The following is a 20999-nucleotide window of genomic DNA, read 5'->3' as shown; positions in this document are numbered from 1 at the left end:
GCACGGACCGTAGAGGTGCCAGCAAGATCATCATGGGGGTGATCACAATCTATCTTTTCAGGGAGACTGAAATGTCCTTTGTAAAACTGTCGGCTTCTGCGCTGGCTATCGCTGCTGTTTCGGCAACCACCGCTGCAGCCCGTGACAACGTACAAGTCGCAGGTTCGTCGACTGTTCTGCCTTATGCTTCGATCGTTGCAGAACTGTTTGGCGAAAACACCGATTTCCCGACACCGGTTGTAGAATCGGGTGGTTCGTCGGCTGGTCTGAAGCGCTTCTGTGAAGGTGTTGGCGAAAACACCATCGACGTTGCAAACGCGTCGCGCGCAATCCGCGAAAAAGAAATCAAAGCATGTGCCGACAACGGCGTGACCGACATCATGGAAGTCCGCATCGGATATGACGGCATCGTCTTTGCAAGCCAGCAGTCGGGCCCAGCTTTCAACGCATTCGAGCCGTCGGACATCTTCAACGCTCTGGGCGCAAAAGTTCTGAAAGACGGCGAAGTCGTCGACAACCCCTACAACACTTGGGCTGAGTTCAACTCTGATCTGCCGGACGTTGAAATCGCAGGCTTCATCCCGGGCACCAAGCACGGCACCCGTGAAGTGTTCGAAGAAAAAGTTCTGTTGATCGGTTGTGAAGCAACCGGCGCCATGGAAGCCATGATCGCTAGCGGCATGAGCGAAGATGATGCAGAAGATGCATGCCTGAACGTTCGTACTGACGGTAAGTCGGTCGACATCGACGGTGACTACACCGAGACTCTGGCGCGCATCGACACCAACCCCAACGGCATCGGTGTCTTCGGTCTGGCGTTCTACGAGAACAACACCGACAAGCTGAAAGTTGCGACCATGTCGGGTATCGCACCGTCGACCGAGACCATCTCGACCGGTGAATATCCAGTTTCGCGCCCGCTGTTCTTCTACGTTAAGAAAGCCCACATCGGCGTGATCCCTGGCCTGAAAGAGTACGCTCAGTTCTTCGTAGCTGACGAAATTGCAGGTCCTTCCAGCCCACTGGCCAACTATGGCCTAGTTGCTGACCCTGAGCTGGCGAAGACTCAGGACGCTATTGCCAACGAAGAAACCATGGGTTCGGGCAGCTAAACCTATAAACGGTTTGATATGCAGGGGGCGATCTTAGGCGTCGCCCCCAAGCATTTTTTTATAAATACAAACTGAGACCAGTGGGGATGTGATGCCGATACTTTGGCTCTTTCTGATCGTTCTTGCGATCGCAGCAGTCGGCTATGTGCTTGGTCGGGCACGGGCACTTCGGAGCGCTGGAGGAGACAGCCGAGAACTACATTCGCTGCCATCGTTTTATGGCGCGAACGCTTTCTTAAAAACTGTCGTGCCGGCATTTGGTCTTCTGATCATCTGGCTTCTTGTGCAGCCAATGATCGTGAATTCACAGATTTCGGAAATGATTCCCGACTCTGCTGTCAAAGAGGGTTCCTCCCATAGCCTTGTCATGGCCGAGGTACGCCGCGCGGCCAGAGGTTTGGACGCCGCAGTGGATCAAGGTCAGATCACCGAGGATTTGGCACGGAACGCACGGGCTGACGTTACTGATATGACGCAACGCCTTAAGGATGCAGGGCAAGTTGTCACTTCGGAAATCACACAGCCGGTTCTGCGTGCAGCGCAAAGCTATCGGATTAAGAATTCGATCGGCTACTCTGCCATGACGGTGGCTGTGCTTTTGGTGGCGCTAGGGGGTGCAGCCTTCGGCTGTTTTCAGACACATTCGGAATTCCGCGCCCGAAACGTTGTTGAGCAAGGCATTCGCGTCCTGCTGCTTGGGGCGGCGTCTATCGCAATTCTAACGACCATCGGGATTGTTCTTTCTCTGGTCTTCAATACTTGGGAATTCTTTAAGCTATATCCAGCGAGTGACTTCTTCTTCGGCACCACATGGTCACCCAGTTTCTCAGGACGCGGCGGTTCTTCTGAACTTGGCATCATTCCGTTGCTGTGGGGCACGTTCTACATTTCGCTGGTTGCCCTTTTGGTAGCCGTTCCGATTGGGTTGTTCGCGGCGATCTATCTGAGTGAATACGCCTCGCCACGCGTGCGGGCATTTGCCAAGCCCTTGCTGGAAGTACTGGCAGGTATCCCGACCATCGTGTACGGCCTGTTCGCCCTGCTGACTGTGGGCCCACTTTTGTTGGGTGTATTTGGTGACAGTGGTCTGGGCTGGATGAAGGCTGGTACGGCGGTCATGACTGCGGGTCTGGTTATGGGTATCATGCTCATCCCATTTGTCTCGTCTTTGTCGGATGACATCATCAATGCTGTCCCGCAGGCTATGCGTGACGGCTCGTATGGGCTGGGTGCAACACAGTCCGAAACGATCCGCCAGGTTGTTCTTCCTGCGGCTTTACCGGGGATCGTAGGTGCCATTCTCTTGGCAGCTTCGCGTGCCATAGGTGAAACTATGATCGTGGTCTTGGGGGCAGGTGCCGCTGCGCGCCTAAGCCTCAATCCGTTTGAAGCCATGACAACAGTCACTGCGAAAATCGTTAGCCAATTGACAGGCGATGCTGACTTTGCGTCTCCGGAAGCGCTCGTTGCTTTTGCGCTCGGCATGACCCTTTTCGTCCTCACATTGGGGCTCAACGTTTTTGCCCTTTACATCGTGCGTAAGTACCGGGAGCAGTACGAATGACCGACGCAAGCATGCAAAGCCCTGAAGCCAGCCGTCATTCAGTCTCGCTCACGGCAACAGATGAGCGCACGCGCAAGCGGGCCAAAGCTGAAAAGCGTTTCCGCCTATATGGAATTATCGCTATTGCCACGGGGTTGTTTTTCCTGGTGGTGCTTTTCGCATCGATCTTGAAAGAGGGGATCCCCGCATTCACCCGAACCGTGGTGAGTGTGGAATTCACCTTGAACGAGCAACAACGTGAGGAAGCCGAGGGCGAACTGTTTAAGACCAAGGCCTATTCCAACCTGTTCATAGCAGCGCTTAAAAACGAGTTGGATGAACGTGGCCTGAACGTCGACGTGGACGAGGCAGCCATTGAGCGTTTGTTGGGCAAAGTTGGCGGAACGATCCGCACATTCTACAGCCAAAATCCTGATAAACTGGGTGAACCTATCGAGTTTGATCTTGCCGCGTCCAGCCGGGTTGATGGCTATTACAAGGGTCGCGTGTCACGCGACACCCTTCAAGACAGCCGTTTCTTGCAGCTAAGTGACCTTGATCTTGTAGATGCGCTGGAAGAGGCTGGAATCATCAAACAGGTGTTCAACTGGCCATTCATCACCGGGGCTGACTCGGGCGTGGACAATCCAGGCGGAGCTGGTATCGGCGCGTCGGTCGTGGGTTCGTTCTTCATGATGTTGGTGGTTCTTGGTCTGTCATTGCCGATTGGCGTGGCTGCTTCGATCTACCTCGAAGAGTTCGCTCCGCAGAACAGGTTTACAGACCTTATCGAGGTCAATATCTCGAACCTTGCTGCGGTGCCGTCCATCGTATTCGGTATCCTTGGTCTGGCGGTCTTCATCCAGTTCATGCACCTGCCGCAATCGGCTCCGTTGGTCGGCGGTCTGGTTCTGACCCTGATGACCCTGCCAACGATCATCATCTCGACCCGTGCGTCATTGAAGGCGGTTCCTCCGTCAATCCGCGACGCGGCGTTGGGGGTAGGGGCCTCAAAAATGCAAGCCGTGTTCCACCATGTGCTGCCGTTGGCTGCGCCAGGTATCCTGACCGGAACGATCATCGGTTTGGCACAGGCGCTTGGCGAAACCGCTCCGCTGCTGCTGATCGGCATGGTGGGCTTTGTTGCCCGCGGCTACCCGGATGGGTTCCTTGCTGGCTTCACCGAGCCGAACTCGGCAATGCCCGCTCAAATCTATACGTGGGCGTCCCGTGCAGACGTGGGCTTCTATGAAAAAGCATGGGGCGGGATTATCATCCTTCTGATGTTCCTGCTGACCATGAATATTATTGCAATTATTCTGCGCCGCCGCTTTGAACGCCGCTGGTAAGGAAGGGCACAAAAATGAACGACATGTCACGAGTGGAGAGACAAGTGGACACCAATGAAATCAAGCTGGAGTGCCGTGACTGCCAAGTTTACTACGGTGATACCCACGCCATCAAAGATGTGAATGTCGATATCGAGGACAAAACTGTCACCGCGTTTATCGGACCGTCGGGCTGCGGTAAATCTACGTTCCTGCGTTGTCTGAACCGAATGAACGATACCATCGACGTTGCGCGCGTTCAGGGTTCCTTCAAACTGGACGGTGAGGACATCTACGACAAGCGCGTGGATCCAGTACAGTTGCGCGCCAAGGTTGGTATGGTTTTCCAAAAGCCGAACCCGTTTCCCAAATCGATCTATGACAACGTGGCCTACGGTCCGCGCATCCACGGTCTTGCCAAGAACAAGGCTGAACTGGATGAACTCGTTGAGAAATCATTGCGTCGCGGTGCGATCTGGGATGAGGTAAAGGATCGACTGGACGCACCTGGAACCGGCCTGTCCGGTGGTCAACAACAGCGCCTGTGCATAGCCCGTGCCGTAGCGACTGAACCAGAGGTCCTTCTGATGGACGAGCCGTGTTCGGCTTTGGACCCGATTGCAACCGCACAGGTCGAAGAACTAATTGACGAGCTGCGCTCGCGCTATTCGGTGGTGATCGTCACGCACTCGATGCAGCAGGCAGCACGGGTCAGTCAGAAAACCGCGTTCTTCCATCTGGGCAATTTGGTCGAATTCGGTGAGACCGGACAGATTTTCACCAACCCCGAAGACCCCCGTACGGAAAGCTACATTACAGGTCGGATCGGCTAAGCACAGGTATTTAGGTATGAGCGAACAACATATTGCATCCGTATTTGACCGGGATCTCGAGGCGATCCAAGCCCATATCATGAAGATGGGCGGGCTGGTCGAAGCCGCCATCATGAGCTCAGCGCGGTCGCTTGAAACACGCGATGAAGAGCTGGCTCAACAGGTGCGCCAAGGCGATAAGGCGATCGACGCGCTAGAAGACATTATCAACGAAGAAACCGCGCGTCTGATCGCTCTGCGTTCTCCAACTGCAAGCGATCTACGTTTGGTTCTGTCTGTTTTGAAGGTTTCGGCCAACCTCGAGCGTATCGGCGACTATTCTAAAAATATCGCCAAACGCACCACGGTTTTGGTAAATGCCGGTGAGATCAACGGCAGCGCCGCCGCCCTGCGCCGCATGGCGCGTGAAGTTGAGCGCATGCTGAGAGATGCGCTTGATGCTTACATCCAGCGTGATGCTGAACTGGCTGCCGACGTCATCGACCGTGACGAAGAAGTAGATCAGATGTATAACGGTCTGTTCCGCGAGTTTCTGACCTTTATGGCCGAGGATCCGCGAAACATTTCTTCCTGTATGCACCTACATTTTATCGCCAAGAATATCGAGCGTATGGGCGATCACGTCACCGCAATTGCAGAACAAGTGGTTTATCTCGTTACCGGGGAACGCCCGACCGAGGCGCGTCCGAAGGCAGATATAACCTCGCACACCCCTCAGGAGATCTGATCAATGTCTGCGGATCAGCCCACTGTACTGGTCGTTGAAGACGAACCGGCTCAGCGCGAAGTGCTGGCTTACAACCTCGAAGCTGAGGGGTTTCGCGTCTCCAAAGCCGGCAGCGGCGACGAAGCCATGCTGTTGGTGGACGAGGAGCACCCGGACATCATCGTCCTTGACTGGATGATGCCCAACCTAAGCGGCATTGAAGTCTGTCGTCGTCTGAAATCGCGTCCTGACACGCGGTCGATCCCAATCATCATGCTTTCGGCCCGTACGGAAGAGGTCGATAAGGTGCGTGGTCTGGAAACCGGTGCGGATGATTACGTGGTCAAACCGTATTCGGTAGTTGAATTGATGGCGCGGGTTCGCACGCAACTGCGCCGGGTGCGCCCGGCAACGGTTGGCCTGCGTTTGGAATTTGATGACATAATTCTGGACTCGGAAACGCACAAAGTCAGCCGAGACAGTAAGCCCCTGAAGCTTGGTCCGACCGAGTTTCGTTTGCTTAGCACGTTTATGGAAAAACCGGGCCGTGTCTGGAGCCGTGAGCAGTTGTTAGACCGCGTCTGGGGTCGTGATATCTATGTCGATACGCGAACTGTTGACGTCCATATTGGTCGTTTGCGCAAAGCGTTAACGCAACACGGTGGCGAAGACCCGGTTCGCACAGTCCGTGGCGCGGGCTACGCGCTGGGGTGAACGCGGGGCAGGGGTATGAGTTTTGCTCATATATGGATGCAAAACTCTTACTGTCATTTGTGGATAGTCCGGGTTAGTTTGCGTCGTTGCTGACTAAGCGGAGAAGCTCAATGAACGCCCCAGACACAAAGCCCGCATTGCGTGCCAAAGATGCGCCCGACATGGGCAAGTTTTCTTGGGAAGACCCGTTTCGCCTGTCAGATCAGCTGACCGAAGACGAACGCATGATTGCGGACAGCGCTTATGCTTATTCGCAGGAAAAGTTACAGCCTCGCGTGACTGAAGCGTTTCAAAACGAAGAAACGGATCCCGAAATCTTCCAAGAAATGGGCGCGATGGGCCTATTGGGCATCACAGTCCCCGAAGAATACGGTGGTCTTGGGGCAGGGTACGTTTCTTATGGTTTGGTCGCGCGCGAAGTCGAGCGTGTCGATTCCGGATACCGTTCGATGATGTCGGTTCAAAGTTCGTTGGTGATGTATCCAATTTACGCCTATGGCAGCGAGGAACAGCGCCGGAAATACCTACCCAAACTAGCCAGTGGTGAATGGATCGGGTGTTTTGGCCTGACTGAGGCCGACGCAGGCTCTGATCCAGCTGGGATGAAGACGCGCGCCGAGAAAATTGACGGCGGCTATCGTTTGACTGGCAGTAAGATGTGGATATCAAACTCTCCGATTGCGGATGTGTTTGTAGTTTGGGCCAAGTCCGACGCGCATGACGGTAAGATTAGGGGTTTTGTCTTGGACAAGGGCCTAAAAGGTTTGAGCGCTCCAAAAATTCAGAACAAACTGAGCCTTCGCGCGTCCATTACAGGTGAGATCGTTCTGGACGGAGTCGAAGTGGATGAAAGCGCGTTACTTCCTCATGTTCAGGGTTTGAAGGGGCCGTTCGGTTGCTTGAATCGTGCGCGATACGGCATCAGTTGGGGCGTTATGGGCGCGGCGGAATGCTGCTGGCACGCTGCGCGCCAATACGGGCTGGATCGGAAACAGTTCAATCGACCACTGGCGCAAACACAGCTGTTCCAACGCAAACTGGCCGATATGCAAACTGAAATTGCCTTGGGCCTACAAGTGAGTTTGCGCGTTGGTCGTCTGATGGACGAAGCTGATGCCGCGCCGGAGATGATTTCAATCGTCAAACGCAACAACTGTGGCAAGGCGCTGGACATTGCACGGCTGGCTCGTGACATGCATGGGGGCAATGGTATTTCGCTTGAGTTCCAAGTCATTCGTCACATGGTGAACCTTGAAACTGTGAATACCTATGAAGGTACGCACGACGTTCATGCGTTGATTTTGGGGCGGGCGCAGACAGGTTTGCAGGCGTTCTATTGAGGTAAGCCATATATCGTGTAATTGGTATTATGGTAAATAATGGGTAGACGGACAATGTCATTATCCGCCTTATATCAATAGTTTGATGTACCTACTTGAACTTATGACCTGGCCTGTATGCGCGCTTTGCGCATCAGGCCTTCTTGCGCGACCGAGGCAATTAGCGTTCCGTCCTCTGCAAAAATCGATCCGCGGTTGAAGTTGCGGCCATGCCCGCTCCACGGTGAATCCATCGAATACAGGTGCCAGTTTCCAAGTTGGACCGGAGCGTGAAACCACAACGCATGATCCAAGCTGGCGCCATTTACCTCTCCGGTAAACCAGCTGAGGCCATGCGGACGCATTCCGGACGACATAAGGTACATATCGGATGCGTATGCCAAAATTAGGTGCTGCGTTACAGGGTCAGCTTCAGCTGCTGCTTTCATACGAAACCAGATCTGGTTCCGATCATCCGATTTTTCCGGTTTGAATGGATTCAGATGGTCGACTTCACGAACTTCGATTGGCCGATCACGCAAAAGCTCACCTCGAAGTTTTTCCGGGACCAGATCAACGTATTTCTTCCGTAGCTCTTCTCGGGCCGGATGAAATTCTGGGGCTTCAGTCTGCGGCATTGCATGTTGGTGATCCCAGCCTTCATCTTGGACATGAAAAGACGCTGACATGTTCAGGATCTGCTTTCCATGCTGGATCGCGACGACACGCCGAGTTGTCAAAGAACCTCCATCCCTTGCTCTATCAACTTGATAAATAACAGGAATCGATGGGTCACCAGCGCGAATGAAATAAGCGTGCAGCGAATGGCACAACCGACCTTCGACTGTTCTGTAAGCTGCCGCCAAGGATTGAGCGATGACCTGGCCACCAAATATCCGCGTTGGGGTTTCACCACCTGATCCGGTGCCGCGAAACAGGTCGACCTCAAGCCTTTCGATGTTCAAAAGGTCCAATAGGATAAGTTCTGCCTCAGTCATCGTCGATCTCCGCTCGGTCTGCTCAAGGCTGGGTAGCAGCGCTTTGGGCGTCATTCAATCATTGCCCCAAGGACAAGAGCTTTTAGTTCAGCTCGTGATGGATACGAACTGGACGGCGACAATTGCGTGAAGAAGACGGAGGTCAAATCATTGACCCGGTCGATCCAGAAGAAAGTTGATGCCATGCCACCCCAACTGAAATCGCCTAGCGAACCCGGAACGCGTGTTCTGCCTGGATTTATGATTACAGCTCCTCCAAGTCCGAAACCTGTGCCTTCCATTGGCTGCTCGGCGAAACTCTGTGGTCCCATATAGGCAATGTCGCCCGGTAAGTGGTTGCACAGCATATAATCTACCGTTTTAGTCCCTAGAAGGCGGTGACCATTGCCCTGCCCTCGGTTTCGCAACATTTCAATAAAATGAGAGTAGTCGTCGATGGTGCTGACCAGCCCTCCGCCGCCCGAGAACGTTGTGGTGTTTTCGAATGGAGAATTGCCAACCTGATCAACAAGGCGGAGGGTCTCACCACCGGCTTTTGCCGCGTTCAGGGCCATCGCATCGCCAGCCAGAGGGGTGTAGAGAGAGGCAAAGCGATCCCCTGCCCCTGATGGCACTACAAATCCAGTTTCCCGCATATTGAGTGGCTCGAAAATTTCTTTTGTTAAAAATTCTTCCAACGTTTGCCCAGAAACGACCTCTATAACTCGCCCCAGAACATCTATGGCGACAGAGTATTCCCACCGCATTCCAGGCTGAAACGCCAGCGGCAACCGTGATAGGTCCGAGACACGATTTTCCAATAGGCCTTGATCGGGTTTGAACATCAGGTCTTGTTCGTCCATCGCCGCAGGCAATACCCCCGGGTTGAACGGATAACTGAGACCGCTTGTGTGAGTCAGCAATTGATGCAGAGTTGGCGATGGCGCTGCTTCGGTCTGATCCAATCGCTGCGCGCCTGGTATCAGGGCCTGCATATCAGAAAATTCAGGAATAAATTCAGATACCTGCGCATCAAGGTGAAACAAACCGCGCTCGACCAACATCATCAGTGCCACAGTAGTGATTGGCTTGGTCATCGAATAGATGCGCACGATCGTGTCACGCTGAAACGGCAAAGAACTTTCAATGCTTCTCTGACCGCAAGACGCAAAAAACACCTCAGATCCGTGATGCTTCACCACCAAGGAACTGCCAGCATATTTTCGTTCATCGACATATCGCTGCATCCAAGCGGAAATTCGATGCAAGCGCGTAGGATCGAACTTTGTCATTTTGTGTCAGCCCCTTGGTTATCAATCAGATTTTGCGAATTTACGTGCTGAATCAACAGGGAAATCGTCCAGAGCGGTGCGTTAAGACCAACTTGGCTGTTACAATAAGGGTGTAGCGGATTCGCTTGTCACGAGTTGGTACAGATTTGATTGTCCAAATTCAGGAGAAGCAACATGGCGCAACATATTGAATTTGTGTATGACTTCTGCAGTCCGAACGCTTTTCTCGCGTATAAAACACTACCGGCGCTAGCGGACGAGCATGGCGTTCAAGTAAGCTATGTTCCCGTGCAGCTGTCGACGATCTTCAAGGCGACCAACAATCAAAGTCCTTTTCAGGCATATTCGGAAAATCGTCAGAAAACGGCCTATTTAACCCACGACCTCCACCGTTTTGCGCGTACGAGAGGGCTAAGTTTTCATATGAGCCCGCATTATCCGGTCAACACAAGGTTCGCCATGAGGGGCGCAGTATTCGCATCAGGAAAATCGTGGGAAAATAAATATATAGATGCAATATTTAATGCTATTTGGGTGCACGGACAAAAGGTGGATGAAATTGGTGTTTTGACCGAAATTCTTCACGAAAACGAGTTGCCAGTGCGAAAAATCCGCGACGCAATGACCAATACTGAGATCAAGCAACAGCTCAAGGATCAAACCAAGGCGGCTGTAAAGCGCGGTGTGTTTGGCGTACCTAGCATGTTTACCGGGAATGAGATGTTCTTCGGCAAAAACAGCATGGGTAATCTAGGGTTGGAATTGTCCAAAGCGCCCTAAGTTTCAAGCGCGGCTAACCCATGCTCGGCAAACATCGGAACATATGACCCAAGAATAACTGCTCGTTCCGGGTCTGACGCATTGCCGTCTTGGGCGCGTTTGTAGACACCTTGCAAAATTGCCGCCATGCGGAAGAAATTGAACGCTAGGTAGAACCCGAAATTGTCGATACCTTGCAGGCCGCGCCGGTGGCAGTATTGATCAATAAATGTCTGATCTGATGGTAATCCCAAGTTTTCCCGGTCGATACCTTGCAGGCCGCGGCCTTCGGTTCCCGGAGGCATCCGCCATTGCATTATCACCGCCGCTAGGTCGGCGAAGGGATGCCCGATTGTCGAAAGTTCCCAGTCCAAAACGCCAAGGCAGCGCGCGCCATTCTTTTCAAACATCAGATTGTCGATACGATAGTCGCCGTGAACCAGGGTTCTCTGACCGTCATCTGCTGGAAGCTTTTGAGTTAAAGCGGATATCAAAGCGTCCATCTGTTTGATTTTAGTGGTCTCAGAAGCGTGGTATTGTTTCGTCCAGCGCGTTATTTGCCGTTCAAAATAATTACCGCTTGGACCGTAGTCCGACATTCCGATGGCGTCGATGTCAACCATGTGCAATGCGGCCAAAACCCGGTTCATTTCATCCATCACAGCGGTTCGGGTCGCATTGTTTTCTTCGGCCATTGTCGGTTCAAGAAAGATACGACCTTCGAGATGTTCCATCACATAAAACTCGGAACCAATGATTTTATCATCCGTACAGAGCAGATACATCTCGGGCACTGGCACCGCGCTATCGCTTAGTGCGGCTTGAATGCGGTATTCCCGATCTACGGCATGCGCGGATTTCAGAAGCACACCGGGTGGCTTTCGGCGCAGCACATAGGACTGGCCTGGTGTTCGTAGATGAAAGGTCGGGTTGGATTGGCCTATGGCAAATTTTTCTGCCTCCAACGGTCCATGATAGCCCGGTAAGTTTGTGCTGAGATATGCATCCATGGCATCTAGGTCCAAGCTCGAATTCGTCATGCTGCGTACTCACAGGGCTTCGGCAAAAATATTTCCAGCCGTAACCACGTTTATCCCACCTGAAACTGGGATGATTGCGCCGGTAACGTAACTTCCACCTCGACCGCACAGAAACAGCATGCAACCAGCGATGTCATCGTCGCGGCCAACGCGACCTAGGGGAACAGAATTGCCGACCTTCTCTCGTGTTTCTTCGTCAGCCGTAGCGAAGGCTGTCATGCGTGATACGAACGGACCCGGCGCGAGCGCGTTAACTGTAATATGATGAGGTGAGAACTCTTTGGCCATGACCTTAGTCAGGTGCAATACAGCTGCCTTTGACGCAGAATAGCTGTACGCACCGTCACCCATCGGAACTTCCCCCATGACCGAACCCACATTGACCAACCGAGCGGGATCATCGGCGGACCCGGATTTCATCAGCATCGGTAGGAGCTTTTGGGTCAAGTCAAACAACCCTGCCACGTTGACCGACATGACTTTGTTCCAGGCGTCATGAGGGAACTGTCCCATCGGGGCGCCCCAGGACACACCGGCATTATTCATCAGGATATCAAGCGTGTCCGTGCGATGGTTAATTTCGGACACAAGCGCGTCAATCCCTTCCTGCGTCGCGACATCGCCTCCAAAACCTTCTGCTTGCCCCGTTACATCCAAAGCATTCAGCTCTGCGGCTACCGCCTCGCATGCCTCGGCTTTGCGCGAAGCGATCAAAACGCGCGCGCCGGCTCGTACCAGCGCCTCTGCAGCCATGCGACCTATGCCCGTCGCGCCACCTGTTACAAGAGCGGTTTTGCCCTGCAATGAGAATAGTGTTTCGGGGGTCATGTTCTGTTTCTCACTCCCTTTCATTTCGGCTTATGTTGGTTTCTTGACAACTCATGTTGCTGCGCCAAAGCTTCTGCTTGCTGAATAACATGGACAATGAGGCTGATATGCAAGCTTTACTCAGCGTCGCACCGGGTGGCCCGGAAACTCTTGAGCTTACCACCCTACCCGATCCGCAGCCAAAAAGGGGCGAATTGCTGGTTGGCATTAAGGCCGCCGGGGTGAATTTTCCGGATACTCTGATCATTCAAGACCTGTATCAGATCAAACCTCCCCGCCCGTTCGCTCCTGGCGGTGAAATCGCCGGCAAAGTACTCGCAATCGGAGAAGGTGTTGTAGGCTTCGACATGGGTGATCGTGTGATGGCTCTTACGGGGCACGGAGGCTTTGCAACGCATGTGACATTGCCCGCCGCAACAGCGATCAAATTCCCGGCCACCATGCCGTTTGAGGACGCTGCCTGTTTCATCTTTACCTACGGCACATCGTATCACGCGCTGAAAGACCGCGCCGCTTTGCAGTCTGGGGAAACCTTGTTGGTGCTTGGCGCTGCTGGAGGCGTCGGATCGGCCGCGGTTGAGCTGGGAAAAGCAATGGGCGCTCGTGTGATTGCGGCAGTTTCATCGCAGGACAAAGCAGATTTTTGTAGAAGTTTAGGTGCTGATGAAACCGTCATTTATGCCGAGGAATTGGACAAAGACGCTCAGAAGGCATTTACCAACGAAATTAAATCACTGGCAGGCCCACTTGGCGTAAATGTGGTTTATGACGCAGTAGGCGGAGAATACGCTGAGCCAGCGCTGCGCAGCGTCGCTTGGAATGGTCGTTATCTTGTGGTTGGTTTTCCTGCGGGTATTCCAAAAATCCCGCTAAATTTACCATTGCTGAAAGGGTGCCAAATAGTTGGCGTCTTCTGGGGCGCTTCGGTCCTTCATGATCCTAAAGGCCATAAAGAAAACATTCGTGATTTGATCGGGTTATACGACAAATCTCAGATCAAGCCTCGGATCAACGCGACCTACACTTTGGAACACGCTGATGAGGCACTGGGCCACCTATCAAGCCGTTTGGCACTTGGCAAAACGGTGGTGACAATGCCCACAGCGACCGAAACCTATTGACGGAAATGTTACGCCTCGCCTTACGCGCGCGTTGCTTAGTGGACATTACCACCCGTTCGCGTTTATGAACCTGTTAAAGGGACAGTAAAATAATGCGCAAAGCTCTGATTTTAAACGGGCCGAACCTGAATCTTCTGGGCACACGCCAACCGGAAGTTTACGGCAGTACGACGTTGGAGATGGTCGAGGACCTATGTGTGGCCCACGGGTCAGCCATAGGCGTTGAGGTTTCATGTCTTCAATCGAACCATGAAGGTGTCCTGATCGATGCTATTCACGCGGCAAAGAAGGATCAGGATGGAATTGTTCTGAACGCAGGCGCATTTACGCATACGTCCATTGCAATCATGGATGCGATTGCATCCGTGGAATTGCCCGTGGTCGAAGTCCACTTGTCCAATATCCACGCGCGTGAATCATTCCGACACGTCTCGTATATTTCCAAGGTTGCGATGGGTCAGATTTGTGGTTTCGGTTCCCACGGATATGTGTTGGCACTGGATGCTTTGCTGGCGCATCTAAATTCAGAGTCCCCTGCATGAAGCTGAGCGAGTATTTACTTTTTCTCAGTTACTCCAAAACTCTGGAAGAGCTTTGGGATGCTCATTGCCGCCAAATGGAAAAGTACGGTTTTGACCGCCTGATTTACGGACACACACAATACCGTACCGAAACGTCTCTCGGTGATCCTGAGGATTTCCTCATCCTGACGAACCATGAAAAGCCGTATCTAGACGGTTTCTTGCGGGACGGTCTTTATTTTCACGCTCCTATGTTGAAATGGGCGTTACACAATGAAGGCGCAGCCAGTTGGAGCGTAGCTCAGAACATGGTGGCGGGCGGAAACCTCACGGCGCAAGAGCTAGAGGTGCTTGAATTCAACAAATCTCATGGTGTTTCCTGTGGGTATACCGTCAGTTTCACTTCGGTCTCGATGAGGTCAAAAGGAGCCATTTCACTTTCTGCCGGGAATGCAGCCAGTCAAGCAGAAGTGGATGCAACATGGGCCGAGCATGGCGACGATATCTTGCTGATGAACAACATGGCGCATCTCAAGATCCTGACCCTGCCCTACAACGCCCCGAACCGCGCGCTCACTAAACGCCAACGAGAGGCGCTGCAGTGGGTTGGGGATGGCAAAACCACCCAGGATATTGCGTTACTAATGGGGCTGACTGCTGCAACGGTTGAGAAGCATCTGCGACTCGCTCGTGAGTCGCTTTCTGTCGAAACCACGGCCCAGGCGGTACTGAAAGCTTCATTGCAGAACCAGATGTTCGTCATGGAGGCGTGACGCCAGAAAAATCTGACGCCAATTTGCGTCAATTTACCCTAGGTAAGGAAAACATGACTTTCGAATCCGGGACCGTAGTTGCAAAGTGATATTGTTCCGTGAGTGGTGGCTTTAGCCAGGGAACATTTGGTTGGATCTTTGCAATAACAGGGCTCTCCAATCGCTCTGACATCGAGGCGTCTATTTGTACGCGTCTGGTTGCCGGAAATTTGGGGGGCCTCGACCATCCCCATCATGCGGGGCCCCTCATACTTTTTCTTGGACGCGCGAGCGTCCTTTTTTGATTCAGCTACATGCAAAACCACGAAAAAGCCGGTCACGCATTGCGTAACCGGCTTCTAATGGTGTGTCCCGGAACCTTTGGGCCCGGGAGAACCTGATTAGCCTTGTGCGGCTTTGGCGACTTCTGCTGCGAAGTCTTCTTTTTCGACAACGATGCCTTCGCCAACTTCCAGACGGATGAAGCCGGTGATGGTTGCGCCTGCTTCTTTAGCTGCAGCTTCAACTGTCAGATCAGGGTTCACAACGAACTGTTGGTTCAGCAAAGTCGATTCAGCCACAAACTTCTTCATGCGGCCTTCGATCATCTTTTCGATCACCTGCTCCGGCTTGCCGGATTCGCGGGCGATGTCCATCTGAACTTGCTTTTCTTTCTCGACAACAGCCGGGTCCATGTCAGCTTCGGACAGAGCAGCCGGGTTCACAGCTGCGATGTGCATCGCGACTTGCTTGCCGATAGCTTCATCACCGCCCGACATTGCAACCAGAACACCGATTTTGCCCATGCCGTTGGTGGCTGCGTTGTGGACGTAGGACACAACAGTGTCGCCCGACAGTTTGGCCATGCGGCGAACCGACATGTTTTCACCAATGGTGGCGATCTTGTCAGTCAGGGTGTCGGCAACGTTCTTGCCGCCCAGATCGGCTGCCAGCAGAGCCTCGACATTGTCGACACCTTCTGCGGCGTATGCGATCTTACCAACCATTTCCTGGAACTCGGCGTTTTTCGCAACGAAGTCGGTTTCCGAGTTCACTTCGACAGCAACGCCGTTGCCACCGTTGACGTGAACAGCAACCAGACCTTCTGCTGCGGTACGGCCCGATTTCTTGGCCGCTTTGGCTAGGCCTTTGGTACGCAGCCAATCAACGGCTTCGTCCATGTTGCCGCCGGTTTCGGTCAGCGCTTTTTTTGCGTCCATCATGCCTGCGCCGGTCGAGTCGCGCAGTTCTTTAACCATTGCTGCTGTGATTGCCATCTTTTGGCTCTCCTCAATTCAAACGGAATTGGGGCAGGTCATACCCTGCCCCATATGTCATTTACGTGACGGGCAGCTTACGCTTCGGCCGAAGCTTCTGCTTCTGGGGCCGCTTCTTCTGCAACGACTTCTTCAACCGGAGCTTCTTCGAATTCGCCCAGGTCAACGCCTGCAGCACCCATCTGGGCGGTCATACCGTCCAGCGCGGCACGTGCCGCCAGATCGCAATACAGCGAGATCGCGCGGGCTGCGTCGTCGTTACCAGGGATGATATAGTCTACGCCGTCAGGCGAGCAGTTGGTGTCGACAACAGCAACAACCGGGATGCCCAGCTTGTTCGCTTCGGCAATCGCCAGTGCTTCTTTCTTGACGTCGATGACGAACAGCAGGTCAGGAACGCCGCCCATCTCACGGATACCGCCCAACGAAGCTTGCAGCTTGGACTGGTCACGTTCCATGCCCAGACGTTCTTTCTTGGTCAGACCTTCAGCGCCCGATTCCATGGCTTCATCGATTTGGTTCAGACGGTTGATCGACTGGGAAACGGTTTTCCAGTTGGTCAGCGTGCCGCCCAGCCAGCGGTGGTTCATGTAGTACTGAGCCGACTTTTCAGCGGCTTCAGCGATCGGACCAGCAGCCTGACGCTTGGTACCAACAAACAGAACGCGGCCACCTTTAGCGACGGTGTCACGAACAGCCTGCAGAGCCTGATCCAGCATCGGAACGGTCTGGGTCAGGTCCATGATGTGGATTCCATTGCGCGAGCCGTAGATGAACGGGCCCATGCGGGGATTCCAACGCTGTGTCTGGTGACCAAAGTGAACGCCAGCTTCCAGCAGCTGACGCATGGTGAACTCGGGAAGAGCCATGCTATGTTTCCTTTTCCGGTTTACGCCTGGGCGGGGGTGAAAGAAGCGGATGCTCCAACCGGCGGTCTTGATGAGGATGTCTCCCTCAAAAAGCCCAAACCCCGCCTGCGGGTTTGAATGGCGCGCGTATAAGGCAGCCGGCTTTACCCTACAAGTGAAAAATCACCTTATTTTGTGATTTTTCATGATATTTACTGCTCGCGTGCCAATGCATGACCGCCGCGAACTGCCTGTTCACAAAACGCCGCCAGTGCTTTGCGGTTCTCAAAATCGCTGACCTTGGCTGGGGCATGGTAAATCAACTCGACAGATCCTTGTCTGCGAGCACCCAAGGTTTTCAACAAGTGTGGACCGAAGTCCATATCTCCCCACCAGCCATAAAACCGCTCGGGCTGACCTGTGGGTGCGCGGTACAGAACCGAAACCGGTTGAACATACATGAAATCGCGCAACTCATCTGCGAAGAACGCCGCAAAAAGGGTTGATTTAAATGATAACACACGAAGACCGTCTGTTGATGTTCCCTCAGGAAAAAACAGAAGTTTGTGGCCTGCCTTTAGACGGGTTTCGAACACTCTCGTTTGCTCTTTGGCTTTCTTGCGATCTCGTTCAATGAAAACAGTTCCGGTCGCCCGCGCAAGCCAACCAATGCCCGGCCATTTTGCCACTTCGGCCTTAGACACGAAGTAAACGCGTTTCCGCGCATTTAACGCAAATATGTCCAGCCACGAGGTATGGTTCGCGACCACGGCACCGCGTTCTTTCATCAGCTCTCCGGAGGTTCGAAAGCCCATCCCTAGCACACGAAAAGCGTTACGGCAGACAAATTGAGAAATAAACGGTGTGACGGGGCGACGGACGCCGAACAAGGGGTACTCAATCAAACGGATGGTCAGAAGAATGACCAGACCGCCGAATACCAGCAACGCCAAGGGAACTCCGCGTAGCACGACCAGAACCCAGCCCAACAGTCCCAGATTTACTGGGTCCGGCGCGTCTTCGCTTTGCCAAGAAGCTTCGCTCACCGGATCAGGCTCCGCCATAAATGCGCTTCTGCCGCTCGTTCATGCGGGCAGTGTCGAGGATCAGGCACACATCAGTTGTATTGAATGCGTGGTCGATGAACGCCCCCTCGCCTACAAAGCCACCCAAACGAAGATAGGCTTTGATCAGGGCTGGAACCTGCAACATCGCAGCGCGGCGATCCAGACCTTCAGGCGCGACAAGGTTCATAGATTGGAACACATTGGGTTGCGCCCTGACTCGTAGGTCGGGCGGTGCCAGATGGTTGTGATGCAACATCGACAATGGCTGTGCCAATTCCTGAACGTCGGTGCCGTGAAAGCTGGCGACGCCGAAAAGAACTTCGATCTCGCGCTCAGAAACATAAGCAGCAAGCCCATTCCACAGATGGTACATCGCAGTGCCACCGCGATAATCTGGGTGCAGACAGGACCGACCGAGTTCCAGCAGCTTGCGGCCGCTTTGCTTCAACACCGTCAGATCATATTCATCTTCCGAATAGAACTGCCCCAATTCCACTGCACGTTCGCCCGGTAACAGCCTGTAAACGCCGACAACTTCTCCGGTCAGGTCGTCGATCGCCACCATGTGATCAAAGTACGGATCAAACCTGTCTCTTTCTAGCCCGGCTTCATGGTCGACCATTTCTCCACCGCCACCCAATTCACGCACAAACACGTCATAGCGCAAACGCTGGGCTGCGCGCAGCTCATCGTCAGTCTCGGCGAGTTTAACGGTAAAGGAAGGGCCTGCATCCGGCATTGTTGGTTCCGTACTTGTTTGCGCGCTGATACCGTAGTTGCTGGGGGGATGGCAACAAGACCAGAATTAGGGGTTGTTAACCTTTCCTAAACCAGTTTCACGGATCAAAGACTGGCATCAGTGCGATGCGTGTTCCGTCAATCACCACTTTCCCCTGCTCGCGGAAGTTCACGGTGATCTTGCCCCCGATATTGGACTGCACCTGTCCAACACCCCAGTCGGGGAAATCGGGGTGGCGGACATACATGCCCGGTGCAAGAATAGCATTAAGGTCTGTCATGCGTGGGCTCCGGTCCGTCGGCAGATGCAACAGGAGGTACGCATGAGCGACACCACAGTCAACCTGGCCGAGTTGATCGGTTCTCGGATCTGCCACGATCTGATCAGCCCGATCGGGGCGATTACCAACGGCTTGGAACTTCTTGAAATGGTTGGCGCAGTCCAAGGCCCTGAGATGGAACTGATTTCAGGTAGTGTTGGCAGTGCAGGTGCGCGTATCCGTTTTTTCCGCGTGGCATTCGGCTCTGCTAGTGATCAGCCGCTGGGTCGAACCGAGGTTTCGGAACTGCTAAAAGACGTGGAACGCGCGGGTCGCGTTCGGACTAACTGGCATCTGACCGAAGCGGTGCCGCGCAATCAAGTCAAGCTGGCGTTCCTGGCCCTGATGTGCTGCGAAAGCGCCATGCCATTTGGGGGTGAGGTCACAATCGACCATTTTGGAGATAGTTGGACGATCACCGGTTCGGCCGACAAGTTGAACGTGGACCATGACCTTTGGAATAAGCTGCCCAACGGGCGCTTTGGCAACAAGGTAACGCCCGCGCACGTGCAATTTGTCTTGTTACCTGAGACCGCTGCTCAGATGGGACGGCGGGTCGCTGTGGAAACCACATCAACCCGCGTTGTAATCCGGTTTTAGGACCGTGTTGTCCCGTTTCCACGTACGAGGTACTTGAAGCTGGTCAGCTGTGCCGCGCCCACGGGGCCGCGAGCGTGCATCTTACCGGTGGCAATACCGATCTCGGCGCCCATACCAAACTCACCACCGTCTGCAAACTGAGTTGAGGCATTGTGCATCAGGATCGCGCTGTCGAGCCGTTCAAAGAAATGAGAGGCACTGTCTGCGTTCTCAGTCATGATGCAGTCGGTATGGTTCGAGCCGAATTGACGAATATGTGCTATCGCTGCGTCGCTATCAGAGACGGGCTTGGCTGCAATGACGCTGTCCAGAAACTCCTTGCCCCAGTCTTCAGCTGTGGCAGCTATTGTATCTGTGTTCGCCAGGGCCCCTTCGGCATGAACTTCAACACCCGCTGCCTGTAGCGCGGCAATCACATCCCGCCCAAGTGTTTCTGCAATGTCTTGATGAATCAGCAGACACTCAGCCGCGCCGCATATTCCAGTACGACGGGTCTTGGCATTCAGCACGACATCCAAAGTTTTCTGAGGGTCGGCGTCCTTGTCGATATAGATATGCACGATGCCTTCAAGATGTGCAAAGACGGGCACACGAGCCTCGCGTTGCACGAGCTCGACCAAACCTTTACCGCCACGAGGGACGATAACGTCGACATAGTCCGTCATGGTCAGCAGCTCTTGAACAGCAGCGCGGTCCCTTGTGGGTATCAGTTGGATAGCGTCTTCGGGCAGATTTGCGGCCTTCAATCCTTCGACCAAACACGCGTGAATGGCCGTGGATGAGTTAAAGCCCTCGGACCCTCCACGCAGGATCACCGCGTTACCTGACTTGAGACACAATGCACCTGCGTCGGCTGTCACGTTGGGACGGCTTTCATAGATTACACCGATCACACCAAGTGGCGTCCGCACGCGCTGAATATTCAGGCCCGTGGCCATATCCCATTCCTCTAGGACTTCGCCTACCGGATCAGGTTGATCGGCAACTGTACGCAACCCGTCGACCAAGCCCTGAATACGCGCCTCGTCCAGCATCAGACGATCCATCATTGCAGCGCTCAGACCTTTTTCCCGGCCATATTCGAGATCTTTTTTATTGGCTTCGATGATGCCTTCTCGGTTCGCCCAAACGGCATCGGCGGCCGCAATCAGTGCTGCATGCTTACGTTCAGCACTGGCAAAGGCCAATTCGGTCGAAGCCGCTTTGGCGCGCCTTCCAAGGTCAGCCATCAATGTGGGAATGCTGTCGAAATCCTTCATTTCATGTGCCTTTCGTGCGGTCTTTGAGTGTTTTATCATCGTGCC

22 protein-coding genes are annotated in these 20999 nt (G+C 53.7%); 12 read left to right on the top strand and 10 right to left on the bottom strand.

Going from position 1 to position 20999, the window contains the following annotated elements; genetic code table 11:
- The first annotated feature begins 71 nt into the window (after nt 1-71).
- From ACR0L3_RS06380 to ACR0L3_RS06350, 7 genes are all read left to right on the top strand, one after another.
- Nucleotides 72-1112: a substrate-binding domain-containing protein gene (locus tag ACR0L3_RS06380; RefSeq protein ID WP_480744552.1), complete on the top strand. Its 1041-nt coding sequence runs from the start codon at nt 72-74 to the stop codon at nt 1110-1112.
- A 91-nt stretch (nt 1113-1203) separates the two neighbouring features.
- A complete protein-coding gene (pstC, locus tag ACR0L3_RS06375; RefSeq protein WP_480744550.1) occupies nt 1204-2676 on the top strand; it encodes a phosphate ABC transporter permease subunit PstC in 1473 nt (490 codons plus the stop codon).
- Nucleotides 2673-4004 carry a phosphate ABC transporter permease PstA gene (gene pstA / locus ACR0L3_RS06370; protein WP_480744548.1) on the top strand — a complete coding sequence of 444 codons (1332 nt, stop codon included), beginning with the start codon at nt 2673-2675 and terminating at the stop codon, nt 4002-4004. The genes pstC and pstA overlap by 4 nt, the downstream gene beginning before the upstream one ends.
- Nucleotides 4005-4027: 23 nt before the next feature.
- Entirely contained in the window at nt 4028-4816 is a 789-nt protein-coding gene (pstB, locus tag ACR0L3_RS06365; protein WP_480744679.1) for a phosphate ABC transporter ATP-binding protein PstB, read from the top strand.
- Nucleotides 4817-4832: 16 nt separating this feature from the next.
- Entirely contained in the window at nt 4833-5543 is a 711-nt protein-coding gene (phoU, locus tag ACR0L3_RS06360) for a phosphate signaling complex protein PhoU (RefSeq protein ID WP_480744546.1), read from the top strand.
- 3 nt (nt 5544-5546) lie between these two features.
- Complete coding sequence (phoB, locus tag ACR0L3_RS06355) at nt 5547-6236, top strand: phosphate regulon transcriptional regulator PhoB (protein WP_475209346.1); 690 nt, start codon at nt 5547-5549, stop codon at nt 6234-6236.
- A 110-nt stretch (nt 6237-6346) separates the two neighbouring features.
- On the top strand, nt 6347-7576 hold the full coding sequence (locus tag ACR0L3_RS06350; RefSeq protein WP_480744544.1) for an acyl-CoA dehydrogenase: 1230 nt from the start codon (nt 6347-6349) through the stop codon (nt 7574-7576).
- Between the two features lie 101 nt (nt 7577-7677).
- Here ACR0L3_RS06350 and ACR0L3_RS06345 read toward each other — a convergent pair whose 3' ends face one another.
- Both ACR0L3_RS06345 and ACR0L3_RS06340 read right to left on the bottom strand, forming a co-directional pair.
- Nucleotides 7678-8553 carry an acyl-CoA thioesterase gene (locus ACR0L3_RS06345; protein ID WP_480744542.1) on the bottom strand — a complete coding sequence of 292 codons (876 nt, stop codon included), beginning with the start codon at nt 8551-8553 and terminating at the stop codon, nt 7678-7680.
- Nucleotides 8554-8603: 50 nt separating this feature from the next.
- Nucleotides 8604-9824 carry a serine hydrolase domain-containing protein gene (locus ACR0L3_RS06340; protein ID WP_480744540.1) on the bottom strand — a complete coding sequence of 407 codons (1221 nt, stop codon included), beginning with the start codon at nt 9822-9824 and terminating at the stop codon, nt 8604-8606.
- Nucleotides 9825-9998: 174 nt separating this feature from the next.
- Here ACR0L3_RS06340 and ACR0L3_RS06335 point away from each other — a divergent pair, with 174 nt between their 5' ends.
- A complete protein-coding gene (locus ACR0L3_RS06335; RefSeq protein ID WP_480744538.1) occupies nt 9999-10604 on the top strand; it encodes a DsbA family protein in 606 nt (201 codons plus the stop codon).
- Here ACR0L3_RS06335 and ACR0L3_RS06330 read toward each other — a convergent pair.
- Both ACR0L3_RS06330 and ACR0L3_RS06325 read right to left on the bottom strand, forming a co-directional pair.
- Entirely contained in the window at nt 10601-11623 is a 1023-nt protein-coding gene (locus ACR0L3_RS06330; RefSeq protein WP_480744536.1) for a phosphotransferase, read from the bottom strand. The genes ACR0L3_RS06335 and ACR0L3_RS06330 overlap by 4 nt on opposite strands.
- Nucleotides 11624-11632: 9 nt before the next feature.
- Nucleotides 11633-12451 carry an SDR family NAD(P)-dependent oxidoreductase gene (locus tag ACR0L3_RS06325; protein WP_480744534.1) on the bottom strand — a complete coding sequence of 273 codons (819 nt, stop codon included), beginning with the start codon at nt 12449-12451 and terminating at the stop codon, nt 11633-11635.
- Between the two features lie 107 nt (nt 12452-12558).
- On the opposite strand from ACR0L3_RS06325, the gene ACR0L3_RS06320 reads away from it, so the two are divergent.
- The 3 genes from ACR0L3_RS06320 to ACR0L3_RS06310 all read left to right on the top strand — a co-directional run bounded on the left by ACR0L3_RS06320 (nt 12559) and on the right by ACR0L3_RS06310 (nt 14866).
- The gene (locus ACR0L3_RS06320) at nt 12559-13572 is read left to right on the top strand and encodes an NADPH:quinone oxidoreductase family protein (RefSeq protein WP_480744532.1); all 1014 of its coding nucleotides are present in this window, start codon (nt 12559-12561) and stop codon (nt 13570-13572) included.
- A 92-nt stretch (nt 13573-13664) separates the two neighbouring features.
- Nucleotides 13665-14114, top strand: a complete 450-nt coding sequence (gene aroQ, locus ACR0L3_RS06315; protein ID WP_480744531.1) for a type II 3-dehydroquinate dehydratase — start codon at nt 13665-13667, stop codon at nt 14112-14114.
- Entirely contained in the window at nt 14111-14866 is a 756-nt protein-coding gene (locus tag ACR0L3_RS06310; protein WP_480744529.1) for a helix-turn-helix transcriptional regulator, read from the top strand. The genes aroQ and ACR0L3_RS06310 overlap by 4 nt, the downstream gene beginning before the upstream one ends.
- 380 nt (nt 14867-15246) lie before the next feature.
- Here the strand turns inward: ACR0L3_RS06310 and tsf are convergent, their stop codons facing one another.
- The 5 genes from tsf to ACR0L3_RS06285 all read right to left on the bottom strand — a co-directional run bounded on the left by tsf (nt 15247) and on the right by ACR0L3_RS06285 (nt 19056).
- A complete protein-coding gene (tsf, locus tag ACR0L3_RS06305; protein ID WP_480744527.1) occupies nt 15247-16122 on the bottom strand; it encodes a translation elongation factor Ts in 876 nt (291 codons plus the stop codon).
- 77 nt (nt 16123-16199) lie between these two features.
- Nucleotides 16200-16991 carry a 30S ribosomal protein S2 gene (rpsB, locus tag ACR0L3_RS06300; protein ID WP_480744525.1) on the bottom strand — a complete coding sequence of 264 codons (792 nt, stop codon included), beginning with the start codon at nt 16989-16991 and terminating at the stop codon, nt 16200-16202.
- A 191-nt stretch (nt 16992-17182) separates the two neighbouring features.
- Nucleotides 17183-18034: a lyso-ornithine lipid O-acyltransferase gene (gene olsA, locus ACR0L3_RS06295; RefSeq protein ID WP_480744523.1), complete on the bottom strand. Its 852-nt coding sequence runs from the start codon at nt 18032-18034 to the stop codon at nt 17183-17185.
- Entirely contained in the window at nt 18021-18776 is a 756-nt protein-coding gene (gene olsB, locus ACR0L3_RS06290) for an L-ornithine N(alpha)-acyltransferase (RefSeq protein WP_480744521.1), read from the bottom strand. Before olsB ends, olsA begins: the two co-directional genes overlap by 14 nt.
- A 97-nt stretch (nt 18777-18873) precedes the next feature.
- Nucleotides 18874-19056, bottom strand: coding sequence for a DUF3553 domain-containing protein (locus ACR0L3_RS06285; protein ID WP_010440107.1), 183 nt, complete (start codon nt 19054-19056; stop codon nt 18874-18876).
- Between the two features lie 42 nt (nt 19057-19098).
- Between ACR0L3_RS06285 and ACR0L3_RS06280 the strand changes: the two genes are divergently transcribed.
- Nucleotides 19099-19695: a histidine phosphotransferase family protein gene (locus ACR0L3_RS06280; protein WP_480744519.1), complete on the top strand. Its 597-nt coding sequence runs from the start codon at nt 19099-19101 to the stop codon at nt 19693-19695.
- Here ACR0L3_RS06280 and ACR0L3_RS06275 read toward each other — a convergent pair.
- The gene (locus ACR0L3_RS06275; protein ID WP_480744517.1) at nt 19692-20954 is read right to left on the bottom strand and encodes a glutamate-5-semialdehyde dehydrogenase; all 1263 of its coding nucleotides are present in this window, start codon (nt 20952-20954) and stop codon (nt 19692-19694) included. The two genes, ACR0L3_RS06280 and ACR0L3_RS06275, sit on opposite strands and share 4 nt — an antisense overlap.
- Between the last annotated feature and the right edge of the window lie 45 nt (nt 20955-20999).

Source organism: Ruegeria sp. CK1 (assembly GCF_056536545.1).
The sequence above is the reverse complement of the archived record's forward strand: the minus strand, read 5'-3'. Positions and strand labels throughout refer to the sequence as shown.